The organism is Bradyrhizobium sp. CIAT3101, from assembly GCF_029714945.1.
Taxonomy (GTDB): Bacteria; Pseudomonadota; Alphaproteobacteria; order Rhizobiales; family Xanthobacteraceae; genus Bradyrhizobium.
On sequence record NZ_CP121634.1, the window covers coordinates 6,104,441 to 6,128,498 of the forward strand.

The following is a 24,058-nucleotide window of genomic DNA, read 5'->3' on the forward strand; positions in this document are numbered from 1 at the left end:
TGACGTAAGCCTACCAGCAAGTATAGCCGCCATCCACCAGCACGATGCTGCCGGTCATCAGGCTCGCGGCCTCGGATGCCAGGAACAGGACGACCGAGGCGATCTCCTCGACCTGCCCCATCCGGGCCATCGGGGTTCCACCGATCCAGGCGTCGTACATTCTCGGGGTGCTCTTCACGAAGGCGTTGAGCGGCGTGTCGATATAGGTCGGGGCCACCGCATTAACGCGGATGCCGCGCGCGCCCCATTCCGCGGCCAGCGACTTGGTCAGATGGTGCACGCCAGCCTTGGAGGCGTTGTAGAAGCACTGTTCCTGCGGCTTGTTGACGATGAAGCCGGACATCGAGCCGACATTGACGATGGCGCCGCTCTTGGCCTTGAGCATGTGCTTGCCGAACTCGCGGCAGCACCAGAAGGTGCCGTTGAGATTGACATCGATGACGTTGAGCCAGTGCTCGTCGGTGACGGTCTCGGCGGGGGTTTCGCTGCGCGCAATGCCGGCATTGTTGACGAGGATGTCGACCTTGCCGTGGCGGGCCACGAGATCATTGGCGACCTCCGCCACGCGCTTGGTGTCGGTGACGTCCATGATCGCGGTCTCGATATCAAAACCCTTTGCCTTCAGGCTGGTCTTGGCGTCACCGGCGACCTTGCTGTCGCGATCACCGATGATGACCTTGGCGCCGGCCTCGGCCAATGCCTCCGCGCAAGCAAGACCAATGCCCTGCCCGCCGCCGGTGATGAACGCGGTCTTGCCGCTCAGCTTGAATTTTTCCAGGTACATGGTCGTATTCCCGTTTCTTGTTAGTTCCGAAGCGCGTTGCCGCTTGCGTCGAAGCGGTGAATGCGCGCGGGGTCCGGCACCAGCGACACCCGGTCGCCGGCGTGCAGGCTCAATTCGCCGATGTAGCGTGCCGTCAACATTCCGAGCGGCCCGGCATCGACATAGAGAAAGGTGTCGCTGCCGAGATGCTCCGCGACCGAAATCGTGCCCTGCCAGCCGCCGGCGCCCTCGCGTTCGATCTTGAGATGCTCCGGACGCACGCCGATCGTGGCGGCGCCCTGTTGCGCGGCGCTGTCGCCGGTGACGAAATTCATCTTGGGTGAACCGATGAACCCGGCGACGAAGAGATTGGCGGGCCGCTCGTAGAGTTCCAGCGGCGACCCATATTGCTCGATCTTGCCGGCGTTGAGCACGACGATCTTGTCGGCCATGGTCATGGCCTCGACCTGATCATGGGTGACATAGATCGCGGTGGTGCCGAGCTGCTTCTGCAGCCGCGTCACTTCGATGCGCATCTGCACGCGCAAGGCGGCGTCGAGATTGGACAGCGGCTCGTCGAACAGGAACCCCTTGGGCTCGCGGACGATGGCGCGGCCGATCGCGACGCGCTGACGCTGGCCGCCGGAGAGCTCGCGGGGCTTGCGGTCGAGATAAGGCGTAAGGTTCAGCGTCGCGGCGGCCGCCTCGACCTTGCGGTTGATCTCGTCCTTGGGCAATCCCGCCATCTTCAGGCCGAAGCCGATATTGCCGCGTACGCTCATATGCGGATAGAGCGCGTAGGATTGGAACACCATCGACAGGCCGCGCTTGGCGGGTGGCGTGTCGACGACGTTCTTGCCGTCGATCAGAATGGCGCCGCCGGTGACGTCCTCGAGGCCGGCGATCAACCGCAGCAGCGTGGTCTTGCCGCAGCCGGAGGGACCGACGAAGACGACGAAGGAGCCGTCGGCGATGTCGAGATCGGCGCCCTTGATGATGTGCACGGGACCGAACGATTTCTGCACGCCTTGAAGTGTGATCTGACCCATGATCCGGCAGCCCCTTTACTTCACCGCGCCGAAAGTGAGCCCGCGCACGAGCTGCTTCTGGCTGAACCAACCGAGGACGAGAATGGGCGCGATCGCCAGCGTCGAGGCCGCCGACAGCTTTGCCCAGAACAGTCCTTCCGGACTGGAATAGGACGCAATGAACGTGGTGAGCGGCGCGGCGTTCGAGGTCGACAGATTGAGCGTCCAGAACGCCTCGTTCCAGGCCAGGATCAGATTGAGCAGCATGGTCGACGCCAAGCCCGGAATCGCCATCGGCGTCAGGACATAGACGAGCTCGCGGCCGATGGTGGCGCCGTCCATGCGCGCGGCCTCCAGGATGTCGCGCGGGATCTCCTTGAAGTACGTGAAGAGCATCCAGATCACGATCGGCAGATTTCCGAGGCAGAGAATGAAGACGAGGCCGATGCGGGTATCGAGCAAACCAAAACTTTTGTAGATCAGGTAGATCGGCACCAGCACGCCGACCGGCGGCATCATCTTGGTCGAGAGCATCCAGAGCAGGATGTCCTTGGTGCGCTTGGTCGGCGAGAACGCCATCGACCAGGCTGCGGGAATCGCGATGAGGAGTGCAATCAGCGTCGAGCCGCCGGCGATGATGATCGAATTCATCGCGTGGAGGAAATAATCGCTGCGTTCCTGCACCGTCGCGTAGTTCTCAGTCGTCCAGTGGAAGAACAGGAAAGACGGCGGGATCGCAAAAGCCTCGAGCTCGGTCTTGAAGCTCGCCAGCACCATCCACAGGATCGGGAAGAAGATCAGGAAGCCGAAGAACCACGCCCCGATCGTCGAAACCACCACCTTCTGCGTCGTTGACTTGCGCGCCATGATTTCAGGCTTCCAGGTTGCGGCCGACGATGCGGACAAGGAAGAAAGCGACGACATTTGCGATGACCACAGCCACGAGGCCGCCCGCCGAGGCGCTGCCGACGTCGAACTGGATCAGCGCCTGCGAATAGATGAGGAAGGCGATGTTGGTGGTTTGCAGGCCCGGCCCGCCACCGGTGGTGACGAAGATTTCCGCGAACACCGTGAGCAGGAAGATGGTCTCGATCAGGATCACCACCGTGATCGGGCGCGCCAGATGCGGCAGCGTGATGTAGATGAAGGTCGAGATCGCGCTGGCGCCATCCATCTCGGCCGCTTCCTTCTGCTCCTCATCGAGCGATTGTAGCGCAGTCAGCAGGATCAGCGTCGCGAACGGCAGCCATTGCCAGGCCACGATCAGGATCACGGCGAACAGCGGCGCGTCCGTGAACCAGTCGATCGGCGTCAGCCCGACCAGCTTTGCGAGCCAGGCGAACAGGCCGGACACCGGGTGCATCAGCAGGTTCTTCCAGACCAGCGCGCTCACCGTCGGCATCACGAAGAACGGCGCGATCACCATCAGTCGCACGATATTGCGGCCGATCACCGGCTGATCCATCAGCAGCGCCAGGGGAATGCCGAGCAGGATCGTCAGCGCCAGCACCGAACCGACCAGCACCAGCGTGTTCTGAAGTGAGGCGAGGAAGGCGGGGTCGGTGAGGAAGTAGCGGAAATTCTCAAGGCCGACGAACGCTTCCGAGCCGGGATCGAGCAGGCTGTAATGCAGCGTCGAGAAATAGAGCGTCAGCGCCAGCGGGACGATCATCCAGATGAAGAGGAGCCCGACGGCCGGGGTCAGGAGCGACCGCGCAAGGAATTGCGTCTGCCGGGTTGCCATCCTCGGACTCTCCGCTTGGGGTGAAGAGGGCGGCCATCCATCGAGCAATGAGTGGATGGCCGCAAGTTTGAGCTCAGGGAGAGCTCAGGTTTACTTGATGTAGCCGGCGCGCTTCATCTCGCGCTCGGTGGCGGATTGCGCCGCGGCAAGCGCCGCATCGACCGTCATCGACCCGGCCAGCGCTGCAGAGAATTGCTGCCCCACCTGCGTGCCGATGCCCTGGAATTCGGGGATCGCGGCATATTGCACGCCGACGTAAGGCACCGGCTTCACGGTCGGCTTGTTCGGATCGGCCGCGTCGATCGAGGCCAGCGTCATCTTGGCGAAAGGCGCGGCCTTCACATAGTCAGGGTTCTGGTAGAGCGAGGTGCGCGTACCGGGCGGCACGTTGGACCAGCCCTCCCTCGAGGCGACGAGCTTGGTGTAGTCCTTGTTGGTCGCCCAGGCGATGAACTTCTCGGCGGCTTCAGTCTTCTTCGAGCCGGCGGGGATCGCGAGGTTCCAGGCCCACAGCCAGTTGGCGTTCTTGCCGAGCCCCGTGTTGGGCGCGAGCGCGAAGCCGACCTTGTCGGCAACCGTGGACTGACTCGGATTGGTCACGAAGGACGCCGCCACCGTCGCATCGATCCACATGCCGCACTTGCCGGCGTTGAACAGGGCAAGGTTCTCGTTGAAGCCGTTGGAGCTCGCGCCCGGAGGGCCGGCGTCCTTCATCAGATTGACGTAGGTCGTGAGCGTCGTCTTCCATTCCGGCGTATTGAACTGCGGCTCCCACTTCTCGTCGAACCAGCGCGCGCCGTAGGAATTGGCCATCGCCGAGAGGAACGCCATGTTCTCGCCCCAGCCGGCCTTGCCGCGCAGGCAGATGCCGTAGGTGCCGGCATTCTTGTCGGTCAGCTTCTTGGCGGCATCGATCACGAAATCCCAGGTCGGCTTCTCCGGCATCTTGAGGCCGGCCTTCTCGAACAGATCGGTGCGGTACATGATCATCGAGCTCTCGCCGTAGAACGGCGCGGCATAGAGCTTGCCGTCGACGGAGACCGCGTCCTTGATCTTCGGCAGGAGGTCGGCGACGTCGTAGTCGGCGCCGAGATTGGCGAGTGGCACCAGCCAGCCCTTCTTGGCCCAGATCGGCACCTCGTAAGTGCCGATGGTCAGGACGTCGAACTGGCCGCCCTTGGTGGCGATGTCGGTGGTGACACGCTGACGCAGCACGTTCTCCTCCAGCGTCACCCATTTCACCGAGATGTCCGGGTTCGCCTTGGTGAATTCGCTGGTCAGCCCCTGCATGCGGATCATGTCGCCGTTGTTGACGGTGGCGATCGTCAGGGTCGTTTCGGCCATCGCGGGGACGGCAAGCAGTACGGACGCGCCGCAGACGGCGCCCAAAACATGTTTCACGGTGACCTCCCTAGCCCGCGCTTTTGAGCATATGCCCACGCGTTGGGCGTATGTTCGGACGAGGTGCAGCGCTTGTCAAGCAGGCGCGCAGCCGTTCCCGCAACTTATGAGTGCTGCGGTGCGGGAGGGATGACATCCACCTACGCTGTCATGCCCCGCGAAGGCGGGGCATCCAGTATTCCGTATCGTCAGTCGGTTTGCCCCAAGATGGGCCGCGGCGTACTGGATCGCCCGCCCCGGCGCGCAATGGCGCGCAAGGCGGGCGATGACAGTGGTACGCGGGGCCACGACCGCCGAGCGCCCTACCGCTCGAGGATCGCCCGTGCCGTCGCCTCGTCGGTGATTAGGCCATTGATCAGGCCCCCGTTCAGCGCGGCCGCGATCGCCGGCACCTTGGCCGCACCGATCGCCGCGCCAATGGTCGTGGTCTTCGCCGGAACCTCCGGCGGAATGCTGGTGAGGCGCTTGTTGGTGCCGGCCTTGAGCAGACGGCCCTTGGAATCATAGGCCCATCCGGTGATCTCGCCGATGGCGCCCTGCCGCATCATCTCAAACAATTCATCACGCGTGACGAAGCCGTCGACATGGACCTGCGCCTTCTGGTCCATCTGGCCGATGCCGACGAGACGGAGATCCGCCTTGGCGGCGACCGCCTTGACCTTCGCGATCGGCTCGATGCGGACCATCTTGTTGCGCTCGTCCTCCGACGACATCAGGAATGGCAGCGGCATCGGGTAATGCCGCGCGCCGGTGCGGTCGGCGAGCCGGCCGACCGTGTCGTAGAAGCTCGCCGAACCGTCGGCGGAGATGTTGCCGACCAGCGAGACGATCTGATGATTGGGACGGTCGATCGGCGTGACGCGCTCGACGGCGGCGCGCACCGCCCGCCCCGTGCCGAGCGCGACGATGACGGGCGTTTCCGAACGCAGCGTTGCGTCCAGCAGATTGGCGCAGCGCTCGGCAATGCCGGCGGTCGCCTGCGGCGCCGCAGGGTCGGCCGGCACCACCTCGCAATGGCTGAGGTCAAACCGCTCCTTCAGGCGCGCGGCCAATTCCATGCAGGCGGCGATCGGATGCTCGAGCCGGAACGTGATCAGCCGCTCTGCGAGGCACAGCGACACCAGCCGCTGCGCCGAGGCGCGCGACACCTGCAGCATCTTTGCGATCTCATCCTGGGTGTGGCCGGCAATGAAATAGAGCCAGCCGGCACGCGCGGCGTCGTCGAGCCTGGATTTTTCGTTCTCGACGGCCATGCGGCCTCACGCCTCCCAGAAATCGCTCATGCGCGCGAAGACCCGATCGGCTCCGGCGGCGGACAATATAGCCCGGCCATCGCGTGCGCGATAATGGCCACCGCCGACAAATCCCCAGACCATCATGCCGGCCGCCTTGGCGGCCTGCACGCCACTGACGCTATCCTCGATCACCAGCGTGCGCGAAGGGCTGGCCTGCATTTTCCCGGCAGCGTGAAGAAAGAGATCCGGCGCCGGCTTGCCGTGCCTGACCATCTGCGCCGTGTAAAGCCGGTCGCCGAAATGCGGCGCGAGGCCCGTGACATCGAGCGACAGCGAGACGCGGTCGAGGTCGCTCGACGATGCGACACAGCGCGGCGTCTTCAATCCGGACAGCACGGCACCGATGCCGGGGATCGGCTGGAGCGCCCCCGCAAAGGTCTCGAGCACGCGTGCCTTCAGGCGCGGAAGGAAGTCGTCAGGCAGAACCTGCCCGAGATCGCGATAGTGCTGCTCGATCGCCTTGGTGCTGCGCCCGAGGAAGAGTTCGAGAGCCTGCTGCACACTGAGTTGAAAGCCGAACTCCGCCAGCACCTCGGACAGACAGCGACAGCTGAGCAGCTCGCTATCGACGAGCACGCCGTCGCAATCGAAGATGATCAGTTCTGGCCGACCCGGGTCCATCCGGGTATTCGATCATATACCCACCTGATGGGCAATAGCTCACAGAGAACACGGCGCCGCGGGCTTAGTCGTGCTGGTTCAATGGGCCACCTGCCGATAGATCGCTGGCAGCGCGGCGGGCAGCCGGCTGATGTTGCCGACGATGGCGTAGCCGCCGCGGCCGAACAGCGTCGAAAAATAGGACTGCGCGGTGGCGTCAACCGTCACGCCGAACACGGCGATGCCAAGTCGCCGCGCCTCCTGCACCGATTTTCTCGTGTCCTCGACCGCAAAGCGGCCCTCATAGTGATCGACATCGTTCGGCTTGCCGTCGGTCAGGACGAGCAGAAGCTTCTTGCGCTGGGGCTGGCGCGCGAGCTCGGCCGAGGCGTGGCGCACCGCGGCGCCGATCCGGGTGTAATAGCCCGGCCTCAGCGCACCGATGCGGCGCTCCACCGCCCCGCTCATCGGCTCGCCGAACGCCTTGACCGTCTCGAGCCGTACCCAGGCGCGCCGGCGCGAGGTGAAGGTCAAAATGCTGTGGTGATCGCCGCAGGCCGAAAGGCCGTGGGCAAGCACGAGCAGCGCCTCCTTCTCGACGTCGAGCACGCGATGGCCGTCAACCCACGCATCCGTCGAGAGCGAGACGTCGACCAGCAAGGTCACGGCGAGATCGTGTCCTTGCGGCCGCATCGCCACATGAACGCGATCAAGCGCGCCGCTGCCGGCGCGCAGATCGCAACGCGCCCGCACCAGCGCATCGAGATCGAGGTCGTGGCCATCGGCTTGCGCGCGCATCAATTCGTGGCGCGGCCGCAAGATCTCGAAACGGCGGCGAACCTGGCGGATGTGCCGGCGCATGCCCTCGTCGGGCGTCCAAATTTCACCTCGCTCGGACGCCACGCCGGCGAGCACGCGGCAATGATCGGGCAAATAGGACCGGCTGCGATAATTCCATTCGGGATAGGTCACCTCCGCATTCAATTGAGAGTCATCCAGCGCTTCCGGCGGCAGGTCGAGATCAAATCTCAGCCGGGTCGCGGGCTTGCCGCTGCGATGTCCAAGCGTGATCTCCTCGAGATCATCGGCCGCCTTCTGCGCGTCCTCGTCATCACTGTCGTCCGCAGGGCGATCGACATTGACCATCTCGGCCATCGCCAGGATCTTTTCGAAGCGGTTGAGCACAAAGGGATCCCGGCGATTGGCGCCATCGTCGCGTTCGCGGACGGCGAAACGCTTGCGCTCGTCCGGCGGCGTGGCCGCGCTGCTTCCGGCCACCTCGTCATCCTGCATTCCCGCCGGTGCGAACTCGCGCGTCCAGCAATCGCCCCACAGCGGGCACGGCAAGATGGCGTGATATCCCGGCGGGGCCTCGTCCGGCAACGGACCTGTTCCCATCATGGCTGGCCACAACTTGCCCGCGGGTGGCACATCGGCGCCGAGCAGCGTGAGCACCATCTGCTCCATGTCCTGCTCGATGCGCGGCAGCGGCCGGCGCGGCCGGGCCATCGCCACGGCCGCAGCGAGCCGGGCGTAATCTTCGGCGAGGCCCGGGCATTCGGTGAGCACCAGTACCGCGATCTCGCTGACCCGCCGCAGATTCAGGAGATCGCGCCGCAGCGGATCGGCCTCGCCGATCGTATCGACAGGTGCAAATGCGAACCAGGCCGCGAGCCACCGATACAACGCGGCGTTCAATTCACGGTCGGCAAAGATCGCGATGCTGTCAGGCAGGAAAATGGTGGTGGAATCCCGCCCGGGCTGCTCAAGGCGCTCGTCGCCAAGCCCGATGCGCTGTCGCCATCCGAGCCGGTGTCCGGTCCGGCGAGCACGCGCGCTCGCGATCTGGACGCCCGCCTCGCCACCGAGCGCACGGAACATCACGGCGATGCGCGGACGGATATCAGCCAGCGAGACGGCTTGGTCGGCATGAACCGGGTAACTCGCGGTGCCGCCGACGAGACGATGCCAGGCCCGGCCGACTGTTTCTTCAAGCTCGAGGAAATCGAGCATCACAGCCCTCTCAGGAAATCACGGCGCGCGCGACGTCGAGCAGCGCAGCCTTGACGTCGGGATCGTCGGTCAACGGCTCGATCATGCCGGCGAGCACGGCCTCGGTGATCGACGCTCCCGCGGCAATCAAGGTGGCGCAATAGACGACGAGGCGGGTCGAGACGCCCTCCTCCAGATCATGCCCTTTCAGCGCGCGGAGCCGACCGGCCAGCGCGACCAGTGGCCGCGCGTAATCGGGCGCGAGACCGCTCTCGGCCGCCACCACCGCAACCTCCTGTTCCGGGGCCAAGAAGCCGAACTCGATGGCGACGAAGCGCTGCCGCGTCGACGGCTTCAGCGCTTTCAGCAGCGTCTGGTAGCCGGGATTGTAGGAGACCACGAGCATGAAGCTGTCGGGCGCCGCAAGCTCCTCGCCGGTCCGCTCCAGCGGCAGGATGCGGCGGTCGTCCGAGAGCGGATGCAGCACCACAGTGACATCCTTGCGTGCCTCCACGACTTCGTCGAGATAGCAGATGCCGCCTTCCCGCACCGCGCGCGTCAGCGGACCGTCGGTCCACACGGTGTCGCCGCCCCTCAGCAGGAATCGGCCGGTGAGATCGGCGGCGGTGAGATCGTCGTGACAGGCGACGGTGTGGAGCGGCAATCCCAGCCGCGCCGCCATGTGTGCGACGAAGCGCGTCTTGCCGCAGCCGGTCGGCCCTTTCAGCAGGACCGGCAAGCGATGCCGCCAGGCATGCTCGAACAGCACGCATTCATTGCCGCTGGGGACATAGGCCGGAAGCGCTGGCGCGGAGGCCGGCACGGCGTGAAGAGCTGCTTTCATGGTCCTTCTCCGGAAATTCTCTTGGGCAGGCGGCCGCGATCGTCGCGGCCGCCGTTCTCGCTTATTCGGCCGGCTGCAACGCGCCCGGGATGGTCGCCGGCTTTTCGCGGCCGGGCACCAGCACCGCCCAGACGAACATCAGCGCAGATATCGCGACGAACACACCGGAGCCGAGCCGCACCCAGTAGAAGAAGGCGAGCTGATCCTGCACGTCCATGTAACTCTGGCCGAGCACGCGCTGGAGATGGACCTGGATCACGCCGGCAAAAGTCAGCGCGAACGTCATCACCATCATCGCCGTGCACATGATCCAGAAGCTCGTCATGGAGAGCCACTGATTGTAGGGCGCGCGTCCCTTGATCTGCGGGATTGCATAGGCCATCACCGACAGATTCAGCATGACGTAGGCGCCGAAGAAGGCGAGATGGCCGTGCGCAGCGGTGACCTGCGTGCCGTGGGTGTAGTAGTTCACCGACGACAGCGTGTGCAGGAAGCCCCAGACGCCCGCCCCGAGGAATGCCATCACGGAGCAGCCGACCGACCACAACAGCGCAGCGCGGTTCGGATGCTTGCGACCCGCCTTCCAGGTCATCTGCACCGTGAAGATCACCATGGTGAAGAACGGCGCGACCTCGAGCGTGGAGAACAGCGAGCCGATCCACTGCCAGTAGCCGGGTGCGCCGATCCAGTAGAAGTGATGGCCAGTGCCGAGGATACCGGAGAACAGCGCAAGGCCGATGATGACATAGAGCCACTTCTCGACGACCTCGCGGTCGATGCCGTTGAGCTTGATCATCAGGAAGGCGAGCACGGAGGCCATGATCAGCTCCCAGACGCCCTCGACCCAGAGATGGACGACGTACCACCAGTACATCTTGTCGACCGCGAGATTGGCCGGGTTGTAGAAGGCGAACAGGAAGAAGATCGCAACACCCCACAGGCCGAACAGCAGGATGTTGGTGACCGTGGTCTTGCGGCCTTTGAGCGCCGTCATGGTCACGTTGAACAGAAACATCAGGCAGACCACGACGATGCCGACCTTGATGATGAAGGGCTGTTCGAGGAATTCGCGACCCTCATGGTAGTGGAAGAGATAACCCACCACGGCCACGGCCGCCGCGCAGAAGAACATCCAGAACTGGATCTTTGCCAGCAGCGGGCTGAACAATTCGGTCTCGGTCTCCTCCGGCAGCAGGTAGTAGGTCGCGCCCATGAAGCCAATCAGCGACCAAACGATCAGTGCGTTGGTGTGAATCATCCTGACGATGTTGAACGGCAACAGCACCGACAGCGTGTTGGGCAGGACGTAGATGGTTCCGGCAAGCAGGCCGAAGACGACCTGGGCCAAAAACAGCGTCAGCGCGCCGTAGAAATACAGCATCGCGACTTTCTGGGTCTGATATTTCATCTCGATTTCTCTCTGTCTTGAAAGAAGAATGCGGGCCGGTTCAGCCGGCCTTGTTCGGCGGCCAGTCCTGGCGCTTGATCGTGCTGACCCATTGCAGGAAATCGGCGAGATCGTTGAGCTCCTGGTCGGTCAGGTTGAATTGCGGCATCTGCCGCCGCCCTTCCGCGCCCGAGGGCTGCGATTGCATCCAGGCCTTCAGCGTCTCGCGCGCGCCGGCCGGATCTTCCTTGCCGCCCCAGCGATCCCAGACATTGCCGACTTCGGGCGCGAAATAGGCGCCCTCGCCCAGCAGCGTGTGGCAGTTGATGCAGGAGTTGCGCTCCCAGACATGCTTGCCGCGCGCGACCGATGCGGTCAGGGTGGGCGCGTCGGTCGAGGTCGTGACCATGTAGTAGTGGCTGTGCGCGGTCAGCCCCAGGAAGATTGCAAAGAAAAAGGCCGAGCCGCCGTAGAAGACGTTTCGAGCCGCCGACTTGGTCAGGCGTTCAGCCATTGCCAGTCCTTTCCGTGTGAGTCGTGTCGTGAAAGAGCAGTGATGCTGTATCTTGCCGATCGGTGGGGACGGGTCTTTGTCGCGGCGCAATGAGCGCGAGCGTTGACCGCGTCAGATCAAGCTGACGATCGCCGAGGCGAGCCAGGCGAACAGCACGAGGATCGCGATCCAGGCGCCGACGAGCCCGCGCCAGAGCACCGGCGCAGCGCGAAGGTCGAGGAAGTCGAGCGCGATCCGCCGGCCCTTGATGAGCGCAAGGATCAAGACCAGTGCGTTGGCGAGCAGCGGGCGCGGCAACAGCGGCGGAAGAAGGAGCGTTGCAAGCGCGAGGCCGATCAACACGAGCCAGCTGATGTCAAGCCGATCCGGCATCGTCATCGCACCAGATAGAGAATCGGGAACATGACGATCCAGACCAGATCGACCATGTGCCAGAACGCGGCGCCGGTCTCGACGCCTACCGTCTCGGCGCGGCGACAGACCACGGCAAGGATCACGATGCCGAGGCCGACGTGCAGGAGGTGAAAGCCGGTCAGGAGGAAGTAGAGCGTGAAGAAGGTACTGGTCTCCAGGCCAATGCCGCGACCGATCTCCCCGGCATATTCGGCAAGCTTGATGGCGATGAAGCAGCCGCCGAGCGCCATGGCGATGAGGAGCCAGCGGCGCGATGCCCGCTTCTCACCGGCCCGCGCGGATCTTGTCGCCCGGGCCGCGGCCCAGCCGCTGGTCACCAGCACGATCGTATTGAGCCCGGCAAGGCTCGAATCGAGCGCCGCCTGCCCCTCAGCAAACACCGCCGGATGGATCGCACGCGCGACCACGAACGCGCCGAGAAACAGGCCGAACGCGGCGAGCTCGCTGAAGATCAGCACCCAGATCATGGGATCGCCGGGGAGATCTTCCAAAATCCCCCAACCGGATCCCGGTTGCTCGCACTCCGCCGCCGACATCTGCTCTTCCGGATCAGGACACCGGCCAGCCATAGCTCACCGATCCAGTTCGGAATTTGTCGCAGGACAAACTGGAAGACGCTGGTGCGCGGTAAGAACCGCCTCAGCCTTTCACGGAGCAGCGAACAAGGATGAGCGAAGCACAACTCGGGCTGATGACCGCGACGCCGATCATCATCGTGTTCGCGATCGCGTTGCGGAAGATGGGTGTGCTGTCGACGGTGGCGACCGTCTCAGCGGTGAGCCTCTCCGTCGCCATCGCGACGGTGCTGTTCACGACGCAATAACAGCTGCCGGATGGGCAAGCGAAGCGTGCCCACCACTTCTCTCTCATCAGGGACAGACGGTGGGCACGGTGCGCTGCGCCTTTGCCCACCCTACGGCATCGCCGATATAGCTACCGCCGCTGATTGTAAACGTCGATGCACACGGCTCCGAGCAACACCAGGCCCTTGATGACCTGCTGGTAGTCGATGCCGATGCCGAGGATGGACATGCCGTTGTTCATCACGCCCATGATCATGGCGCCGACCACGGCGCCGCCGACGCGCCCGACGCCGCCATAGGCCGAAGCGCCGCCGATGAAGCAGGCGGCGATGACGTCGAGCTCGAAGCCGAGGCCCGCTTTCGGGGTCGCGGTGTTGAGGCGGGCGGCAAAGACGAGCCCGGCGAGCGCGGCCAGCACGCCCATGTTGACGAAGGTGAAGAAGGTCAGCCGCTCGGTCTTGATGCCCGACAGGCCTGCCGCCTTGGCGTTGCCGCCGACGGCATAGATCTGACGGCCGATGACGGTACGGCGGGTGACGAAACCATAGAGCGCGATCAGGGCGCTCATGATCACCAGCACGTTGGGCAGGCCGCGATAGGTCGCGATCAGATAGGTGAAATAGAGCACCGCGAGGGCCAGTACGACACTCTTGCCGAGAAAGAAGCCGAAGGGCTCGACCTCGATGCCGTGTGAGACCTCACGCGCGCGGCCCTTGGCGCTGGCGTAGACCAGACCCAGCGCCAGCACCGCGCCGATCAGCATGGAGGTCGGATGCAGCGTGCCGGCCTCGGGCAGCAGTTCCGGAATGAAGCCCGACGACAGCTTCTGGAAGGTCGACGGGAACGGGCCGAGCGACTGGCCCTGCAACACCGCGAGCGCGAGGCCCTTGAACACCAGCATGCCGGCCAGGGTGACGATGAAGGACGGGATCTTGAAATAGGCGACCCAATAACCCTGCGCGGCGCCGATGGCCGCGCCGACAGCGAGGCAGATGAGGAAGGCGAGCGTGTAGTCGACCTTGTAGGTCACCATGAGCAGAGCGGCGACCGCACCGACGAACCCCGCGACCGAACCGACCGACAGGTCGATATGACCGGTGACGATCACCAGCAGCATACCCAGCGCCATGATGACGATGTAGCTGTTCTGCAGCACCAGATTGGTCAGGTTGAGCGGCTGCAGCAGCGTACCGCCGGTCATGACCTGGAAGAACAGCATGATCGCGACCAGCGACATCAGCATGCCGTAGTTGCGCAGATTGTTCTTGATGAAGCTGCCGTGGCGGCGCTCCTCGGGCAGCGAAACCGTCTTGTCGGTCATGGCTGCGATCCTCCCATCTCCGCGGCCTCGACCGCGCCGTTACCGTTGCTTCGTTCGTTGCGCATGATGGCGCGCATGATCTTTTCCTGTGTCGCCTCGGCGCCCGGGAACTCGCCGACGAAGGCCCCGTCGTTCATGACGCAGATGCGGTCGCAGATGCCGAGCAGCTCGGGCATCTCCGAGGAGATCACCACCACGCCGCGGCCGGCTTCCGCAAGCTCGTTGATGATACAGTAAATCTCGTATTTGGCACCGACGTCGATGCCCCTGGTCGGCTCGTCCAGGATCAGCACCTTGGGGTCGGTCATCAGCCATTTCGACAGCACGACCTTCTGCTGGTTCCCGCCGGAAAGCTGGCCGGTCTCCTGGTAGACGTCGGAACAGCGGATCCGCATGCGGTTGCGGTAGTCGCTTGCGACCTTCAGCTCGGCGATGTCGTCAATCACCCGCCCCGGCGCGACCTGGTTGAGGCTTGCCAGCGTAATGTTCTTGCGGACGTCGTCGGCCAGGATCAGGCCGAGCTGCTTGCGGTCCTCGGTGACATAGGCAAGGCCGGCATCGATCGCAGCTGCGACGCTCGGAAGGGAGATCTCATGGCCTTCGAGGGCGATGCGGCCGCTGATATGGGTGCCCCAGGAGCGGCCGAACAGGCTCATGGCGAATTCGGTGCGGCCGGCGCCCATCAGCCCGGCGATGCCGACGACCTCGCCGCGCCTGACGCCGAAATTGACGTTCTTGATCACCTGCCGGTCGGGATGGATGGGGTGATAGACCGACCAGTTCGAAACCGCGAGCACGGGCTCGCCGATCTTCGCACTGCGCTCGGGGAAGCGATGGGCGAGATCGCGGTTGACCATGCTGCGGATGATGCGGTCTTCCTGGATCGGCTCGGCGCGGCAGTCGATGCCGTCGACAGTGCGGCCGTCGCGCAGCACGGTAATGTGGTCCGCGACCTTGGCGACCTCGTTGAGCTTGTGCGAGATCAGGATCGAGCCGATGCCCTGCTCGCGGAATTTCATCAGGCGTTCCAGCAAGGCGGCGCTGTCGGCCTCGTTCAGGCTCGCGGTCGGCTCGTCCAGGATCAGCATCCGGACGCGCTTGGACAGCGCCTTGGCGATCTCGACCAGTTGCTGCTTGCCGACGCCGAGATCGGTGATCAGCGTATCCGGCGATTCCTTCAGACCGACCTGCGCCAGCAACTCCTGGGTACGCTTGTAGACCTGGTCGCGATCGATCACGCCGAACTTTGATGGCGGATGCGAGAGAAAGATATTCTCCGCGATCGACATCAGCGGGATCAGCGCCAGCTCCTGGTGGATGATGATGATGCCGAGCGCCTCGGAATCGTTGATGTCGCGGAAGCGGCGTTCCTCGCCCTCGAAGACGATGGTGCCCTCGTAGCTGCCTGCCGGATAGACCCCGCTCAGCACCTTCATCAAGGTCGACTTGCCAGCACCATTCTCACCGACAAGGGCGTGGATCTGGCCAGCTTCGACCGAGAAATTGACGTCGCGCAGAGCCTGCACACCGGAAAAGCTCTTGCTGACGTTACGCATCTCCAGCATGGCGGTCATTGCGTTGCGTCCCATCCGTTAGATCCCTCCCCCCGCGAACGGGGAGAGGGAAACTCGAGAGTCTTACTGGAACTGCGACTTCTTGTAGTAGCCGCTGTCAACCAGGGTCTTCTCCCAATTGTCCTTATACACCACGACCGGCTTCAGCAGATAGGACGGCACGGTTTTGGAGCCGTTCTCATAGGTCTTGGTGTCGTTGACCGTCACCTGCTTGCCGGCCAGCGCGGCGTCGACCATGTCGGCGGTCACCTTGGCGAGATCGCGGGTGTCCTTGAAGATGGTCGAGTACTGATCGCCGCGCAGCATGGCCTTGATCGAGGGCACCTCGGCGTCCTGGCCCGAGATGATCGGCATCGGCTGATCGGCGCTGCCATAGCCCACGCCCTTCAGCGAGGAGATGATGCCGATCGAGAGGCCGTCATAGGGCGACAGCACCGCGTTGACCTTCTTGTTGCCGTAGTAGGCACTGAGCAGGTTGTCCATGCGGGCCTGGGCGGTGGCGCCGTCCCAGCGCAAGGTCGCGACCTTGTCCATGCCCATCTGACCGGAGGCGACCACGAGCTTGCCGCTGTCGATATAGGGCTTCAGCACGCTCATCGCGCCGTTGTAGAAGAAGTAGGCGTTGTTGTCGTCGGGCGAGCCGCCGAACAGCTCGATGTTGAACGGACCCTTGCCTTCCTTGAGGCCAAGCCCCTTCTCGATCGATTCCGCCTGCAGCACGCCGACCTGGAAATTATCGAAGGTCGCGTAATAGTCGACATTCGGCGTGCCGCGGATCAGGCGGTCATAGGCGATCACGGTGATGCCCTTTGCCTTGGCCTGCTTGAGCACGTCGGACAGCGTGGTGCCGTCGATCGCAGCGATCACCAGCGCCTTGGCGCCCTTGGTCACCATGTTCTCGACCTGCGAGAGCTGGTTCGGGATGTCGTCCTCGGCATATTGCAGGTCGGTGTTGTAGCCGCGCTCCTTCAGCACCTTGACCATGTTGTTGCCGTCGTCGATCCAGCGCGCCGAGGATTTCGTCGGCATCGCGATACCCACGGTCGCCTTGTCCTGGGCGGAGGCGGTGACGCCTGCGGCCATCGATGCAGCACCGGCCAGCGCCAGTGCGAGAAATGTCGTCTTCAATTTCAACATGCTTCACTCCCTTTGGGTGTCAGATTGCTTCTTAGTGTCGTCGAGAACAGAGGTAAAGGTCGGCTTGGGATCTCCTATGCGAGCTTGACGTCGGGCTCCGCGCGACCGCGCGCGGAGGCTTGTAGCAGAAAGGTGCAACCGGCCTGTGGATCGGCGGCACGCGCCTCCGCATCCATATCCTGCCAGGCCGAGGTGACGAGCAGGCGCGACAGATCGGCGCCGACGAAAGCGGGACAACTCGCCTGCCTGGCCGGCACCCGCAACGAGCGCAGGTGCTCGCCTTGCGGCGAGTAGACATCGACGCGGCCTGCGCCCCAACAGGCGTTCCAGATTTGCCCATCGGCGTCGCACACGGAGCCGTCAAGCCCCCCGATGCCGGTGTGGCACAGCAACACCTCAGGTTCGCCACGTGGCAAGCCCGTGTCGGCATTGAGCGGCACAGCATAGAGCACGGCGCGCGCGGTATCGGTGAAATAGCCGGTCGCGCCGTCGGGCGAGAAGCAGATCGAGTTCGGAATGCTGATGCCCGGAAACAGCGTCGAGATTTTACCGCGGTGCAATGCGTAGATCGCACCCGCCCCCCGCTCGGCCTTGCGTCCCATGGTGCCGATCCAGAACGTGCCGGATTGATGCACGCGGCAATCGTTGGAGCGCGTCGCGGGATTGTCCGCCTCGAGCGGGCAGAACCGCGTCATCGCGCCATCGGCGAGCGTGCGGACGTAACAACCATCTTCCGCGACGACCAGCTGGCGTTCGGCATCGATCCGCCCAAGCGCACTCGCCATCCGGCCAAGCGCATGGATGCGGATTGTGCCACCGCCCAGATGCGCCTCGAACAGGCGTCCCTCGCGAATATCAAACCACCACGCGGTATCGGTGGCGACATCGTAGGTCGGACCTTCACCGAGGTGACAGTGTTCGGCGGAGAGAACCGAGGTCGGCACCTCTTCCATCATGGCGTCCTCACGGCAAAGCGATAGACGGTGTGATGCCGATAGGCGCCGCCGGGATCAAGGCGCGGGCTCGGAAAATCAGGCCGGTTCGGTGAATTGGGCCACATGTGGGGCTCCAGGCACAACGCATCCGACTGCCGGATCAGCTTGCCGCCCTTGCCTGAGATCGTGCCGTCGAGATAGTTGCCGGAATAGACCTGCAAGCCGGGCTGATCGGTCAGCAGTTCCATGATCCGCCCCGACTGCGGCGCCTCCAGCCGGGCCGCGAGCGCAAGCTTGCCGTCGCGCGCGAGGCAATACGTGTGGTCGTAGCCCTTGCCATTGCGCAATTGCTGATCGTTCTCGCGGATGCGCGCGCCAACCGCGTGGGCCTCGCGGAAATCGAACGGCGTGCCTGCCACTGCGCGCGGCGGCTCCGGCAGCGGAATCGCAGTGGGGTCGATCGCCAGGAAATGCTCGGCCTCCACCGTCAGCCTGTGATCGAGGGTGGACTTGCCCGAGGTCGCGCCTTCCAGATTGAAGAAACTGTGGTTGGTGAGGTTGACGATGGTCGGCCGGTCGGTCCGTGCCTCCATCGTCAGCGACAGCTCGGTCGGGCCGGTGACGCGATAGGTCAGGCGTACATCGAGCTTGCCGGGATAATTCTCCTCGCCATGCGGGCTGGTGTAGGTCAGCGTGACTGCGGGGCTGGCGCCATCGTCGAGCTCGGCAATGTCCCAGAGCTTGCGGTCGAAGCCATCGAGGCCGCCATGCAGAGCATTCGGGCCGTTGTTGATTGGCAGCCGGAAGGTCTCGCCATCGAGCGAGAACTGCCCGTTGGCGATACGGTTGGCATAGCGGCCGACGGTCGCGCCAAAAAACTTCCGTTCGGCGAGATAGCCGTCAAAGGCATCATGGCCGAGCACGACGTCGTCGCAACCGCCCTTCGCGTCCGGCGCGCTCAGCGCCTGGATCACCGCGCCATGGGTGATGATGCGAGCCTCGAACCCGCCCTCCCCGCGCAGCACGATGCGCTCGACCTTGCGTCCATCAGGCAGCGTTCCAAAAGCGTCTTTTGTTATTCTTGAGCCAGCCATGTCTAGTCCACAAACGGTTCGACGATGTTGCGCCTGCCGAGCAGGAAAGCGTCGGCAACGAGACGAAGCGGCGCCAGGTCGACGTCGCTCGCGCCGGTCGCGGCGAGCTTGACGAAGCGCCGATACAGTTCGCGATATTCCTCATCAGGTGCGTCGGCGACAACCTTGCCGTCGACCGCCATGACCCTGCCGCCGCGGGACAAGGTCATCCGGCCTTCGTCGGTTTCGACCAGGATATCCCAGCTCTGCGGCCCGGTCTGGCGGAAGTCAAATTCAGCTGTGATCGGCAGGCCGTCGATATCGGTCAACATCAAATTGGCGGCAATCGGCGACTGGCAATTGGCGGGAAAAGCGAGTTCAGCCGCGGTGACAAACACCGGCTTCGGCAGGATGCGGGTCAGGATCGACAACGCGTTGATGCCGGGATCGAACACGCCGAGCCCGCCCGGTTCCCAGATCCAGGCTTGGCCGGGATGCCAGACGCGGACGTCTTCCTTCCAATTGATATGCACCGATCTGATCCGCTGCGCAGCCAGCCATTCGCGGGCCGGCTCGACCGCAGGTGCATGGCGCGAATGCCAGGTTGCAAACAGGGTCCGGTCTGCCTCCACCGCCATCGCGATCAACGGACCGAGCTCGGCAACGCCGATGCCGGGCGGCTTCTCCAGCATGACATGCTTGCCCGCGGCGAGCGCCGCGGCAGCCTGGGCGCGACGCACCTGCGGCGGCGTGCAGAGCGACACCGCGTCGATCTGCGGTCCCTTCTCCAACAACTCCTCGACGGTCGCGAAATGCGGTACGCCCGGCAGCGATGCGTTGCGGCTGGCGATTGCAGCGAGCATCGCGCCTGGCACTGCGGCAATCGCGCCGACATGCTGGTCGCGCGCAATCTTGCCGAAGCCGACGATGGCGATGCGAAGTTCAGTCACGCTTATTCTCCACTTTCCGCAGACGGCAGTTGCTCGGCAGGGGCCGTCTCGATCTCGGTGCCCTCATGGCGACGCATGCCGTTGTGAATGACGTAGACCATCGCCTCCGACGCCGCCCCGGCATCGCCGGACGTGATCGCGTCGACGATTTTCTGGTGCCAGAGCAGCACGGTATCGCGGTCCTCCGGCTCGACCGGGGCACTGAGCAGGAACGAGGCGCGCAAGGCGGCCTCGATCACATGCCCGATCGAGCGCATGAACAGATTACCCGATGCCCGCGCCACCGCAACGTGCAGTGCGAGATCGGCATCGGCAAAGCCGACGGAATCGGAAGCCTCCAGCCGCATCCGCTCCATGCTCCGGCGAAGCTCCGCGATATCCTCCTCGGACCGCTGCGCCGCCGCCAGCGCCGCGGCCCGCGGCTCGACCGCGAGGCGGATCTCGGCGAGGTCGTTGAGAAAACGCTTGTCGATGCCGGCGTCGAGATGCCAGGCCAGCACGTCGGCGTCGAACATGTTCCAGGCGGTGCGCTCGCGCACGACGGTGCCGACCCGCGCCTTGGTGGTCAAAAGCCCCTTGGCGACCAGCGTCTTCACGCTCTCGCGCAGCACCGGCCGCGACACGCCGAACATCGCGATCAACTCGGCGTCACCCGGAAGCCGCGCCCCCTCGGCATAGCGGCTAGCGATGATGTCGACGCCGATTGAGCGGGCGACCTCCGCGTGGTTGGAATGGGCCCGCCGTGTCGGGATGACGACGATGCGCGAGGTCATGAGGCGGCTCCCGCGCGTTTCGCCACCGGCCGTCGCGCCAGCGCGACCAGCCCCTGTTGCAGGGCGATGAAGGCAAACAGCAAGACGCCGGTCGCGATCTTGGTCCACCAGCTCGACAGCGTCCCGTCGAAATTGATGTAGGTCTGGATCATGCCCTGGATCAGCACGCCGAGGAAGGTGCCGATCACCGAGCCCTGCCCGCCCGTGAGCAGCGTGCCACCGATGACCACGGCCGCGATGCTATCGAGTTCGACGCCGACGGCAGAGAGAGAATAGCCGGCGCTGGTGTAGAAGGAGAACACGATGCCGGCGATGCCCGCAAGCAGGCTCGACAGCATGTAGATCTTCACTGTCATCTTGCCGACCGCGACGCCCATCAGGCTCGCCGTGGCCCGGCTGCCGCCGAGCGCATAAACGTTGGCACCGAACCGGGTGAGGTGCAGCAGCAAGGCACCGCCGATCACGATCACGAGCATGATGATCGCGATCGCGGTCAATCGCCCGCCCCCGGGCATGCGCAACGCGAAGTCCGAGACGGTCGAATAGACCGGCGCGGTGATCGGCACCGATTCCGTCGAGAGCAGGAAGCTGGCTCCGCGCGCCAGGAACATCCCGGCGAGCGTCACGATGAAGGGCGGCAGGTCGAAGACGTGGATGATCGCGCCCATCGCGGCGCCAAAGGCGGCCGAGAGTGCGAGGATGGCGACGAAAGCGACCAGCGGCGGCACGCCCCAGCGCTCGATCGCGAGCGCGACGAACACGGTGGTAAAGCCGATCACCGAGCCGACCGAGAGATCGATGCCGCCGGAGATGATGACGAAGGTCATGCCGGTCGCGACGATACCGAGGAAGGCGTTGTCGGTGAGGAGATTGCCGACCACGCGGGTCGAGGCGATATTGGGAAACTGCAGCGCGCAGAGGGCGAAGCCTGCGACGAGGACGATGGCCGTGATCAGGACGGGCGGCAGGCCTTTCATGGTTTCGTCCTCCGCAGCCGCGCCATGATGCCGGCAAAGCCTGACAGTTTTGGCGATTGCAGCAGCAGCACCGCGAGCACCACCACGGCCTTGACCAGCAGGTTGAACTCCGGCGGATAGCCTGACAGCAAAATGCCGGTGTTCATGGTCTGGATGATCAGCGCACCGAGCACCGCCAGGACAAGGCTGAAGCGGCCGCCGAACAGCGAGGTGCCGCCGATCACCACCGCAAGGATGGCGTCGAGCTCGAGCCACAGGCCGGCATTGTTGGCATCCGCGCCCATGATGTCGGCCGCGGCGATCACGCCGGCGAGCGCGGCGCAGACGCCGCACCAGACATAGACCGCCAGAATCATCGCGCGCGTGCCGACGCCGGCAAGCTCGCTTGCCCGCGCATTGCCACCGGTCGCCTCGATCAGGAGCCCGAGTGCCGAGCCGCGCACCACCGCGCCGGTCAGGATCAGCATGCCGAGCGCAATCGCGATCGGCACCGGCACGCCGAGAATGGCGCCGTTGCCGAGCCAGACCAGATCCGGCGAGGTGAAGGTCACGATACGACCTTCGGTAATGAGCTGGGCGATGCCGCGACCGGCGACCATCAGGATCAGCGTCGCCACGATCGGCTGCATGCCAAGCACGGCGACGAGGAAGCCATTCCACAACCCGCAGACGAGCCCCGCGCCGAGCGCGGCCGCCAGCACCACCGGCAGGCCGTGGCTGTCGGCGAGGCTCGCGGCGATGGCGCCGCAGATCGCCATCACAGCGCCGACGGAGAGATCGATGCCGCGCGTCGCGATCACCAGCACCATGCCGAGCGAGAGCAGCGCCACCGGCGTACCGCGGTTGAGCACGTCGATCAGGCTGCCGAACAGTCGGCCGTCCTGGAGACGCAGATCGAAGAATTGCGGCGACACCACGCGGTCGACCGCGAGGATGACGATCAGCGCGAGGATCTGGGCAAGGCCGCGGCGCGGCAACAGTGCTGTCATGCCCGGGCCTCTTGCATCGCTGCGCCATCGGCGGCGATGGCCGCGAGAATGTTGCTGACGTCGATGGCCTCGCCCGAAAGCTCCTCGACATGGGCACGATCGCGCAGCACGACCACGCGGTCGGAATAGGTCACGATCTCGTCGAGCTCCGAGGAGATCACGAGCAGCGCCAGCCCGTCGTCACAGAGCTCGCGGATCAGGCGAATGATCTCGGCATGCGCGCCGACATCGATACCGCGCGTGGGTTCATCCAGCACGAGCAGCCGCGGCGATGTCGCAAGCCAGCGCGCCAGCAGAACCTTTTGCTGATTGCCGCCGGAAAGCAGGCCGACCGGCCGTTCGGCATCGGGCGGGCGGATGTCGAGCATCTTGACGTAACGGCGCGCGAGTTCGTCCTGCTCGCGGCGCGACAGCGGCCGATGCAGCCCGCGCTTGGCCTGAAGCGCCAGCACGATGTTCTCGCGCACGGTCAGTTCGGCGACGATGCCGTCGGTCTTGCGCTCCTCCGGGCAATAGCCGAAGCCGTGGCGCACGCCATCGCGCGGCGATTGCAGCCGCACGGGCGCACCCTCCACCCTCGCCTGCCCGCCATCGGCGCGCTCGGCGCCGAACACCAGCCGCGCCGTCTCGGTGCGGCCCGAGCCGAGGAGGCCGGCGAGACCAACGACCTCGCCATGGCGTAGCTCGAGATTGAACGGGGCGACATAGCCGGCCTTGCCGTAATTCTCGAAGCTCGCACACACCTCGCGCGCATTCTGTTCGCTCGCCGCCGCCCGCGCGCTGGTGGTCTCGGCCAGCTCACGGCCGAGCATCATCCGGATCAGTTCGAGCCGTGACAGCGAAGCGGTCTCGCGCTCGCCGACCAGGCGGCCGTTGCGCAAGACGGTGATGCGATCGGAGATCTCGTAGACCTGATCGAGGAAATGGCTGACGAAGACGATGCCAATGCCGCGCTTGGCCAACTGGCGCATGATGCCGAACAGGATCTCGACCTCATGACGGTCGAGACTCGCGGTCGGCTCGTCCAGGATCAGCACGCGGGCGGAGAGATCGACGGCGCGCGCGATCGCGGTGACGTGCTGTATGGCCACCGAATAATTGCCGAGTGGCGCTGCGACATCGATATCGAGGCCAAACTCCGTGAGCAGCGCTTTGGCGCGGCGACGCATTTCGCCCTCGCGCACGATGCCGAAGCGCATCGGCTGGCGGTCGAGAAACAGATTTTGCGCCACCGACAGGTTCGGCAGCAGGTTGACCTCCTGGTAGACGGTGGCAATGCCGGCTTGCACCGCGGCCTTGGCCGAGCGCGGCGCAACCTCTTCGTCGCCCAGACGGACAACACCGGCATCGCGCGGGAACACGCCGGTGACGACCTTGATCAGCGTGGATTTGCCGGCGCCGTTCTCGCCGAGCAGCGCATGGATCTCGCCGGCGCGAAGCGTGAAGTCGACTTCCTGCAACGCGCGCACCGCACCGAAGCTCTTGCTGATCCCGCGCACCTCCAACAGGGAAGGAGCCGGATCAAGGCTATTCTCCATAACGAC

General features: G+C 64.6%; 24 protein-coding genes. 1 reads left to right on the forward strand and 23 read right to left on the reverse strand.

Going from position 1 to position 24,058, the window contains the following annotated elements:
* Window positions 1–10: 10 nt before the first annotated feature.
* The 13 genes from QA645_RS28850 to QA645_RS28910 all read right to left on the reverse strand — a co-directional run bounded on the left by QA645_RS28850 (window position 11) and on the right by QA645_RS28910 (window position 12,518).
* On the reverse strand, window positions 11–784 hold the full coding sequence (locus QA645_RS28850) for an SDR family oxidoreductase (protein ID WP_254192855.1): 774 nt from the start codon (window positions 782–784) through the stop codon (window positions 11–13).
* Window positions 785–804: 20 nt separating this feature from the next.
* Window positions 805–1,812: an ABC transporter ATP-binding protein gene (locus tag QA645_RS28855; protein WP_254192854.1), complete on the reverse strand. Its 1,008-nt coding sequence runs from the start codon at window positions 1,810–1,812 to the stop codon at window positions 805–807.
* Between the two features lie 15 nt (window positions 1,813–1,827).
* A complete protein-coding gene (locus QA645_RS28860; protein ID WP_254130304.1) occupies window positions 1,828–2,658 on the reverse strand; it encodes a carbohydrate ABC transporter permease in 831 nt (276 codons plus the stop codon).
* A gap of 4 nt (window positions 2,659–2,662) precedes the next feature.
* Window positions 2,663–3,535 carry a sugar ABC transporter permease gene (locus tag QA645_RS28865; RefSeq protein ID WP_283044835.1) on the reverse strand — a complete coding sequence of 291 codons (873 nt, stop codon included), beginning with the start codon at window positions 3,533–3,535 and terminating at the stop codon, window positions 2,663–2,665.
* 90 nt (window positions 3,536–3,625) lie between these two features.
* Window positions 3,626–4,936 carry a sugar ABC transporter substrate-binding protein gene (locus QA645_RS28870; RefSeq protein WP_254130302.1) on the reverse strand — a complete coding sequence of 437 codons (1,311 nt, stop codon included), beginning with the start codon at window positions 4,934–4,936 and terminating at the stop codon, window positions 3,626–3,628.
* Window positions 4,937–5,238: 302 nt separating this feature from the next.
* Window positions 5,239–6,189: a sugar-binding domain-containing protein gene (locus QA645_RS28875; RefSeq protein WP_254130301.1), complete on the reverse strand. Its 951-nt coding sequence runs from the start codon at window positions 6,187–6,189 to the stop codon at window positions 5,239–5,241.
* 6 nt (window positions 6,190–6,195) lie between these two features.
* A complete protein-coding gene (locus tag QA645_RS28880; RefSeq protein WP_283044836.1) occupies window positions 6,196–6,852 on the reverse strand; it encodes an HAD family hydrolase in 657 nt (218 codons plus the stop codon).
* Window positions 6,853–6,930: 78 nt separating this feature from the next.
* On the reverse strand, window positions 6,931–8,844 hold the full coding sequence (locus QA645_RS28885) for a VWA domain-containing protein (protein ID WP_283044837.1): 1,914 nt from the start codon (window positions 8,842–8,844) through the stop codon (window positions 6,931–6,933).
* Between the two features lie 10 nt (window positions 8,845–8,854).
* Window positions 8,855–9,667 carry a CbbQ/NirQ/NorQ/GpvN family protein gene (locus tag QA645_RS28890; protein WP_283044838.1) on the reverse strand — a complete coding sequence of 271 codons (813 nt, stop codon included), beginning with the start codon at window positions 9,665–9,667 and terminating at the stop codon, window positions 8,855–8,857.
* Between the two features lie 61 nt (window positions 9,668–9,728).
* The gene (locus QA645_RS28895) at window positions 9,729–11,075 is read right to left on the reverse strand and encodes a cbb3-type cytochrome c oxidase subunit I (protein ID WP_254130297.1); all 1,347 of its coding nucleotides are present in this window, start codon (window positions 11,073–11,075) and stop codon (window positions 9,729–9,731) included.
* 40 nt (window positions 11,076–11,115) lie between these two features.
* Complete coding sequence (locus tag QA645_RS28900) at window positions 11,116–11,568, reverse strand: cytochrome c (RefSeq protein WP_254130296.1); 453 nt, start codon at window positions 11,566–11,568, stop codon at window positions 11,116–11,118.
* Between the two features lie 111 nt (window positions 11,569–11,679).
* On the reverse strand, window positions 11,680–11,940 hold the full coding sequence (locus QA645_RS28905; RefSeq protein ID WP_283044839.1) for a cytochrome C oxidase subunit IV family protein: 261 nt from the start codon (window positions 11,938–11,940) through the stop codon (window positions 11,680–11,682).
* Window positions 11,941–11,942: 2 nt separating this feature from the next.
* Window positions 11,943–12,518 carry a cytochrome c oxidase subunit 3 family protein gene (locus tag QA645_RS28910; protein ID WP_283044840.1) on the reverse strand — a complete coding sequence of 192 codons (576 nt, stop codon included), beginning with the start codon at window positions 12,516–12,518 and terminating at the stop codon, window positions 11,943–11,945.
* A gap of 131 nt (window positions 12,519–12,649) precedes the next feature.
* On the opposite strand from QA645_RS28910, the gene QA645_RS28915 reads away from it, so the two are divergent.
* Window positions 12,650–12,805, forward strand: a complete 156-nt coding sequence (locus QA645_RS28915) for a hypothetical protein (protein WP_177195871.1) — start codon at window positions 12,650–12,652, stop codon at window positions 12,803–12,805.
* A 110-nt stretch (window positions 12,806–12,915) separates the two neighbouring features.
* Here the strand turns inward: QA645_RS28915 and mmsB are convergent, their stop codons facing one another.
* The 10 genes from mmsB to QA645_RS28965 all read right to left on the reverse strand — a co-directional run bounded on the left by mmsB (window position 12,916) and on the right by QA645_RS28965 (window position 24,052).
* Window positions 12,916–14,106, reverse strand: a complete 1,191-nt coding sequence (gene mmsB / locus QA645_RS28920; RefSeq protein ID WP_254192847.1) for a multiple monosaccharide ABC transporter permease — start codon at window positions 14,104–14,106, stop codon at window positions 12,916–12,918.
* The gene (mmsA, locus tag QA645_RS28925) at window positions 14,103–15,680 is read right to left on the reverse strand and encodes a multiple monosaccharide ABC transporter ATP-binding protein (protein WP_254135349.1); all 1,578 of its coding nucleotides are present in this window, start codon (window positions 15,678–15,680) and stop codon (window positions 14,103–14,105) included. Before mmsA ends, mmsB begins: the two co-directional genes overlap by 4 nt.
* Window positions 15,681–15,743: 63 nt before the next feature.
* Window positions 15,744–16,817: a multiple monosaccharide ABC transporter substrate-binding protein gene (gene chvE / locus QA645_RS28930; protein ID WP_254130292.1), complete on the reverse strand. Its 1,074-nt coding sequence runs from the start codon at window positions 16,815–16,817 to the stop codon at window positions 15,744–15,746.
* 74 nt (window positions 16,818–16,891) lie between these two features.
* Window positions 16,892–17,770, reverse strand: a complete 879-nt coding sequence (locus QA645_RS28935) for an SMP-30/gluconolactonase/LRE family protein (protein WP_283053389.1) — start codon at window positions 17,768–17,770, stop codon at window positions 16,892–16,894.
* Window positions 17,770–18,846 carry an aldose epimerase family protein gene (locus tag QA645_RS28940; RefSeq protein ID WP_283044841.1) on the reverse strand — a complete coding sequence of 359 codons (1,077 nt, stop codon included), beginning with the start codon at window positions 18,844–18,846 and terminating at the stop codon, window positions 17,770–17,772. Before QA645_RS28940 ends, QA645_RS28935 begins: the two co-directional genes overlap by 1 nt.
* Window positions 18,847–18,848: 2 nt before the next feature.
* Window positions 18,849–19,775, reverse strand: a complete 927-nt coding sequence (locus tag QA645_RS28945; protein ID WP_283044842.1) for a Gfo/Idh/MocA family oxidoreductase — start codon at window positions 19,773–19,775, stop codon at window positions 18,849–18,851.
* A 2-nt stretch (window positions 19,776–19,777) separates the two neighbouring features.
* Window positions 19,778–20,548 (reverse strand): FadR/GntR family transcriptional regulator, encoded by a 771-nt coding sequence (locus QA645_RS28950; protein WP_254192844.1) that lies wholly within the window; start codon window positions 20,546–20,548, stop codon window positions 19,778–19,780.
* Window positions 20,545–21,525 carry a galactofuranose ABC transporter, permease protein YjfF gene (gene yjfF / locus QA645_RS28955; RefSeq protein ID WP_254130288.1) on the reverse strand — a complete coding sequence of 327 codons (981 nt, stop codon included), beginning with the start codon at window positions 21,523–21,525 and terminating at the stop codon, window positions 20,545–20,547. The genes QA645_RS28950 and yjfF overlap by 4 nt, the downstream gene beginning before the upstream one ends.
* On the reverse strand, window positions 21,522–22,514 hold the full coding sequence (locus QA645_RS28960) for an ABC transporter permease (RefSeq protein WP_254130287.1): 993 nt from the start codon (window positions 22,512–22,514) through the stop codon (window positions 21,522–21,524). The genes yjfF and QA645_RS28960 overlap by 4 nt, the downstream gene beginning before the upstream one ends.
* Complete coding sequence (locus QA645_RS28965) at window positions 22,511–24,052, reverse strand: sugar ABC transporter ATP-binding protein (protein ID WP_283044843.1); 1,542 nt, start codon at window positions 24,050–24,052, stop codon at window positions 22,511–22,513. Before QA645_RS28965 ends, QA645_RS28960 begins: the two co-directional genes overlap by 4 nt.
* Between the last annotated feature and the right edge of the window lie 6 nt (window positions 24,053–24,058).

Excerpts from the sequence above, each read along its gene's own strand:
- QA645_RS28875 (WP_254130301.1), bottom strand. The coding sequence starts at position 6,189 with ATGGCCGTCGAGAACGAAAAATCCAGGCTCGACGACGCCGCGCGTGCC.
- QA645_RS28950 (WP_254192844.1), bottom strand. The coding sequence starts at position 20,548 with ATGACCTCGCGCATCGTCGTCATCCCGACACGGCGGGCCCATTCCAAC.
- yjfF (WP_254130288.1), bottom strand. The coding sequence starts at position 21,525 with ATGAAAGGCCTGCCGCCCGTCCTGATCACGGCCATCGTCCTCGTCGCA.
- QA645_RS28935 (WP_283053389.1), bottom strand. The coding sequence starts at position 17,770 with ATGGAAGAGGTGCCGACCTCGGTTCTCTCCGCCGAACACTGTCACCTC.
- QA645_RS28895 (WP_254130297.1), bottom strand. The coding sequence starts at position 11,075 with ATGAAATATCAGACCCAGAAAGTCGCGATGCTGTATTTCTACGGCGCG.
- QA645_RS28885 (WP_283044837.1), bottom strand. The coding sequence starts at position 8,844 with ATGCTCGATTTCCTCGAGCTTGAAGAAACAGTCGGCCGGGCCTGGCAT.
- QA645_RS28940 (WP_283044841.1), bottom strand. The coding sequence starts at position 18,846 with ATGGCTGGCTCAAGAATAACAAAAGACGCTTTTGGAACGCTGCCTGAT.
- QA645_RS28910 (WP_283044840.1), bottom strand. The coding sequence starts at position 12,518 with ATGTCGGCGGCGGAGTGCGAGCAACCGGGATCCGGTTGGGGGATTTTG.
- QA645_RS28880 (WP_283044836.1), bottom strand. The coding sequence starts at position 6,852 with ATGGACCCGGGTCGGCCAGAACTGATCATCTTCGATTGCGACGGCGTG.
- QA645_RS28890 (WP_283044838.1), bottom strand. The coding sequence starts at position 9,667 with ATGAAAGCAGCTCTTCACGCCGTGCCGGCCTCCGCGCCAGCGCTTCCG.
- QA645_RS28865 (WP_283044835.1), bottom strand. The coding sequence starts at position 3,535 with ATGGCAACCCGGCAGACGCAATTCCTTGCGCGGTCGCTCCTGACCCCG.
- mmsA (WP_254135349.1), bottom strand. The coding sequence starts at position 15,680 with ATGACCGCCATGCTGGAGATGCGTAACGTCAGCAAGAGCTTTTCCGGT.
- QA645_RS28900 (WP_254130296.1), bottom strand. The coding sequence starts at position 11,568 with ATGGCTGAACGCCTGACCAAGTCGGCGGCTCGAAACGTCTTCTACGGC.
- QA645_RS28915 (WP_177195871.1), top strand. The coding sequence starts at position 12,650 with ATGAGCGAAGCACAACTCGGGCTGATGACCGCGACGCCGATCATCATC.
- mmsB (WP_254192847.1), bottom strand. The coding sequence starts at position 14,106 with ATGACCGACAAGACGGTTTCGCTGCCCGAGGAGCGCCGCCACGGCAGC.
- QA645_RS28965 (WP_283044843.1), bottom strand. The coding sequence starts at position 24,052 with ATGGAGAATAGCCTTGATCCGGCTCCTTCCCTGTTGGAGGTGCGCGGG.
- chvE (WP_254130292.1), bottom strand. The coding sequence starts at position 16,817 with ATGTTGAAATTGAAGACGACATTTCTCGCACTGGCGCTGGCCGGTGCT.
- QA645_RS28850 (WP_254192855.1), bottom strand. The coding sequence starts at position 784 with ATGTACCTGGAAAAATTCAAGCTGAGCGGCAAGACCGCGTTCATCACC.
- QA645_RS28860 (WP_254130304.1), bottom strand. The coding sequence starts at position 2,658 with ATGGCGCGCAAGTCAACGACGCAGAAGGTGGTGGTTTCGACGATCGGG.
- QA645_RS28905 (WP_283044839.1), bottom strand. The coding sequence starts at position 11,940 with ATGCCGGATCGGCTTGACATCAGCTGGCTCGTGTTGATCGGCCTCGCG.
- QA645_RS28855 (WP_254192854.1), bottom strand. The coding sequence starts at position 1,812 with ATGGGTCAGATCACACTTCAAGGCGTGCAGAAATCGTTCGGTCCCGTG.
- QA645_RS28960 (WP_254130287.1), bottom strand. The coding sequence starts at position 22,514 with ATGACAGCACTGTTGCCGCGCCGCGGCCTTGCCCAGATCCTCGCGCTG.